Annotated in this window: 2 protein-coding genes; both read right to left on the reverse strand. The window is 74.7% G+C overall.

The window, feature by feature from the left end:
• On the reverse strand, positions 1–3,246 hold a 3,246-nt coding region (locus tag ACOV8S_RS06740), incomplete at its 3' end, for an amino acid adenylation domain-containing protein (RefSeq protein WP_448316670.1).
• The coding region (locus ACOV8S_RS06745) for a 2-oxo acid dehydrogenase subunit E2 (RefSeq protein ID WP_448316672.1) at positions 3,246–4,000 on the reverse strand (755 nt) is incomplete at its 5' end. The genes ACOV8S_RS06745 and ACOV8S_RS06740, both read right to left, overlap by 1 nt.

The following is a 4,000-nucleotide window of genomic DNA, read 5'->3' on the forward strand; positions in this document are numbered from 1 at the left end:
GAGCAGCGGCCGGGGCCCCTCGGGGGCCGCCTCCGAGGCGAGGGCGGCCAGGTCGGCGACCGTGCGGCAGGAGAAGACGTCGACCACGCCGACCTGCCGGCCGCCCGGGGGGAGCGCCTTGCGCAGCTTGGCCACGGCCTGGATGGCGAGCAGCGAGTGCCCGCCGAGGTCGAAGAAGTCGTCGTCCAGGCCGACCCGTTCCAGCTCCAGCACCTCCGCCCATACGGCGGCGACCGTCCGCTCCGTCCCGGTCACCGGCTCGCGGTACTCGGCGGTGGTGACCGCGGGGGCGGGCAGGGCCCTGCGGTCCAGCTTGCCGTTGGGGGTCAGCGGCAGGGCGTCCAGCGCGACGTAGGCGGAGGGCAGCATGTACTCCGGCAGCACCCCGCGGACGGCCTCACGGGCCTGCGCGGGGTCCTCCGGTCCGCCGACCAGGTAGGCGATCAGCCGCTGGTCCTCGCTGACCACGACCGCGGCCTCCCGGGCGCCGGCCCGCTCGCGCAGCGCCGCCGCGATCTCACCGAGCTCGATCCGCAGGCCGCGCAGCTTGACCTGGTCGTCGAGCCGGCCCAGGAACTCCACGCTGCCGTCGGGCAGCCGGCGCGCGGCGTCGCCGGTGCGGTACAGCCCGTCGACGAAGCGTTCCGCGGTCAGCTCCGGGCGGTTGTGGTAGCCGGCCGCCACCGGCACCCCGCCCAGGTGCAGTTCACCCGGCACCCCGACGGGCGCCGGCTCGCCGTGGGCGTCCAGGACGTGCAGCTCGGCGTTCTGGACGGGCAGGCCGATCGGCACCCGGGCCCGGTCGCGCAGGTTCTCCTCGGTGCAGTGCCAGGCGGAGACGTCGATGGCGGCCTCGGTGGGGCCGTACAGGTTGTGCAGCTCGGCGCCGGGCAGGGCGTCCAGGCACCGCAGGGCCAGGTCGACGGGGAGTTCCTCGCCGCTACAGACGATCCGGCGCAGCGAGGAGCAGCGCGCCACGTCGTCCTCGGCGAGGAAGAGGCTCAGCATCGAGGGGACGAAGTGGACGGTGGATACCGCCTCGGTCTCGATCAGCTGCCGCAGGTACGCGGGGTCGCGGTGGCCGCCGGGCGAGGCCAGCAGCAGCCGGGCGCCGGTCATGAGCGGCCAGAAGAACTCCCAGACCGAGACGTCGAAGCCGGCCGGGGTCTTCTGCAGCACGGTGTCCCTGGCGGTGAGCCGGAACCGCTTCTGCATCCAGTCCAGCCGGTTGACGATCGACCGGTGCCGGTTGGGCACGCCCTTGGGCCGTCCGGTGGAGCCCGAGGTGTAGATCAGGTAGGCCGCCGTGCCTGGTTCGCCCGCGGGCTCGGGCGCCGTCGTGGGGAGGCCGTCCCATTCCGCGGCCCGGTCCAGCAGGAGGACGGCCGCGCCGGTCGCGCCGAGAGCCGTGCCCAGCTCGCCGTCGGCGACGGTGCTCTGGGTGAGCACCACCGGGGCGTCGGCGTCGGTCAGCATGAACGCGACGCGGTCCGCCGGGTATTCGGGGTCCAGCGGCACGTAGGCGGCGCCGGTCTTCAGGACGCCGAGCAGCCCGCACACCAGCTCCAGGGAGCGTTCGGCGCAGACGCCGACCAGTGAGCCGGGGCCGACGCCCAGTGCGCGCAGCCGGTGGGCGACCTGGTTGGCCCGGGCGTCCAGCGCGGCGTAGTCGAGCGAGGCGCCGTCGAAGGTGACCGCGGTGGCCTTGGGGGTGCGCCGGACCTGGTCCTCGATCAGGCCGTGCAGCGTCCGGTCGGCGGGGAAGTCCGCCTCCGTGGCGTTCCACTCCGCCAGGAGGGCGCGTTCGGCGCCGTCGAGCAGGGGGAGCCGGCTGACGGGGGTGTCCGGGTGGGCCGTGGCGGCGCGCAGCAGGGTCTCCAGGTGCCCGGCCATGCGGGCGACGGTGTCCGCCTCGAAGAGGGTGGTCTTGTAGACGAAGGTGCAGTTCAGCCCGGCGTCCGGGGACGGGGTGAGGTAGAGCTCCAGGTCGTGGCGGGCGGAGCCGGGCGGCAGGGGGAAGTCGTCGGCCGCCAGGGCCATCGCGTCCTTCCCGGCCGTGGCCCCGTCGCCGGTGGCGCCCGTGCCGGTGGTGGGGCCGGTGCCGCCCGGGCTGCCGGAGGTCAGGTCGTGCAGGGAGAAGAGGACGTCCACCAGCGGCTGACGGCTGGGATCGCGGGGGACGTTGAGCTCCTCGACCAGCCGGGCGAAGGGCAGTTCCTGGTGGTCGAGCGCGTCGATCACCGTGTCCCGGGTGCGGGACAGCAGGTCGGCGAAGGTCGGGTCGTCGTCCAACCGGGCCCGCAGCACGAGGGTGTTGACGAACATGCCGACGACGTCCTCGAACTCCGGCCGGGTCCGCCCGGCCACCGGCGTGCCGACGCCGAAGTCGTCCCGGCCGGTGCACCGCGCCAGCAGCGCGGTGAAGGCGGCCAGCACGGTCATGAAGGGGGTCGCGCCATGCGCACGCCCCAGTTCGCCGACCGCGGCGGTGAGTTCGGGGTCGAGCGTGCGGGTGACCGAGGCGCCGTCGAAGCGCTGGAGAGCCGAGCGGGGCCGGTCGGTGGTGAGGTCGAGGCGGGGCAGGCCGTCCAACTGCTCGCGCCAGAAGGCGCTGTCCCGGTCGTGGGCGCGCTCGCGCTGCCAGGCCGCGATGTCGGAGAACCGGGTGGCGGGGGCGGCCGCCGCCTCGCCCCGGTACAGGGCGAGCAGCTCGGCCATCAGCAGCTGCGCGGACCGGCCGTCGGCCACCAGATGGTGCACCAGCAGCGTCAGGACGTGGTCCTCGGGGCCGCGCCGCACCAGCAGGGAACGCAGCAGGGGACCCTCGGCGGGGTCGAGCGGGAACGCGCTCTCGGCGTCGATCGCCGCTGCGGTCTCCTCGTCGTCGGCGGCCTCGGTGCACGCCAGCGGCACCTCGCACTCCGCCAGCTCCCGGACCATCGGACGGCCGTCCTGGTCGGCGGGGAAGCGGTGACGCAGGGCGTCGTGCCGCCGGGGCAGCTCGGCCAGGGCCTCCGCCAGGCGTGCCGCGTCGAGCGGGCCGCGCAGCCGCACGGACAGCACGACGCTGTAGGTGGAGGTCCCGGGGACGAACTGCTCCATGAACCACAGGGGTTCCTGGGCGGGGGCGAGTACCGGAGCGCTGCCCTCCTCGCGCCGCGGTATCCCCTGGACCTGGACGTCGCGGCGGGCCAGACGGCGGCGCAGCAGTTCTCTCTTGGCTTCGGACATCTCGACGGCCGACATCAGACGAGCCCTTCCACGGAGTTCTTCAAGGCCTTGAGGAACAGCGCGGCGTCCCGGCCGTTGATCAGGCGGTGGTCGTAGGCGAGCCCGATGTGGGCCTGGGAGCCGTCCGACGGGGCGGTCACCGCCAGCGCGCAGGCGGTGCCGGGGGAGACGAAGGGGATGGCGAGCACCACGTCCCCGTCGGTGTGCAGGGTGATCACGAAGTTGGCGCCGGTCAGGTCGCGTTCGTCGAACCCGCCCTTGGTGGCGGCGATCCGGTAGGCGGTCAGCCGGGTGGCGATCTCGCGCAGCGTGAGGTTCGCGGCGTCGTGGAGGCACGGGACGTACAGCCCCTCGCCGAGGTCGACGGTGACGCCGATGTGCGGGGCCTCGGCCGGGATCGCGGTGGTGCCGTCGATCGCGGAGAAGAACCGCGGGAAGTCGGCGTGCAGGGCGGCGACCCGCTGGACGAACAGCTCCGCCAGGCCGACCGGCCTGCGGACCTCACGGGTCAGTTCCCTGGCCCGGGTCAGGGCGGGACCGAGGTCCATCCGGACCACCGTGTACGCGGCGGGGACGGTGCGGTGGGAGAGCTCCACCGCCCGCGCCACGGCCTGCTGCACCCGGGTGAGCGGCACGCCCCGCCGCGCATCGGCCGCCGGGGCCGGGGCGGGCACGTCCGGCGCGGGACCCGGGGACCCGGCCCGTGCGTCGGCGAGTGCCTGGACGTCCTCGGTGCGGACCACCGCCACGTCCAGCGCGGCCAGTTGGC

The sequence above is a fragment of the Streptomyces sp. CO7 genome, from assembly GCF_053474865.1.